At 53.9% G+C, this 588-nt stretch carries 1 protein-coding gene and 1 pseudogene; both read right to left on the reverse strand.

The window, feature by feature from the left end:
- On the reverse strand, window positions 1-306 hold a 306-nt coding region (locus HP556_RS00110), incomplete at its 3' end, for a phage terminase large subunit family protein (protein ID WP_095474125.1).
- Window positions 281-588, reverse strand: a pseudogene (locus HP556_RS00115) (DNA-packaging protein); the annotation flags it as partial. The gene HP556_RS00110 and the pseudogene HP556_RS00115, both read right to left, overlap by 26 nt.

Consider the following 588-nt stretch of genomic DNA (forward strand, 5'->3'; position numbering starts at 1 on the left):
AAGGGTGTTGCGCTGCTTATGCTCTATAAAGTAGGCATAAACACCCAGCAGCATTTTGGAATAACCGACACGGGCAGACTTCACCACATTCACCTCACGGATGTAGTCGCTGCCCATCGCATTCATGATGGCCCGCTGAAAGGGCAGTGTTTCCCAGCGCCCTTCCTGGTATGCGGATTCTTTCGGGAGATAGTAATTAGCATCCGCCCATTCAACGGCGGTCTGTGGCTCCGGCCTGAACAGTGAGCGAAGCCCGGCGCGGACAAAATGCCGCAGCCTGTTAACCTGACTGTTCGATATATTCACTCAGCAACCCCGGTATCAGTTCATCCAGCGCGGCTGCTTTGTTCATGGCTTTGATGATATCCCGTTTCAGGAAATCAACATGTCGGTTTTCCAGTTCCGGAAAACGCCGCTGCACCGACAGGGGGAGCCCGTCGAGAATACTGGCAATTTCACCTGCGATCCGCGACAGCACGAAAGTACAGAATGCGGTTTCCACCACTTCAGCGGAGTCTCTGGCATTCTTCAGTTCCTGTGCGTCGGCCTGCGCACGCGTAAGTCGATGGCGTTCGTACTCAATAGTTC

The organism is Tardiphaga robiniae (genome assembly GCF_013359755.1).
In the GTDB taxonomy this organism is placed as follows: domain Bacteria; phylum Pseudomonadota; class Alphaproteobacteria; order Rhizobiales; family Xanthobacteraceae; genus Tardiphaga; species Tardiphaga robiniae.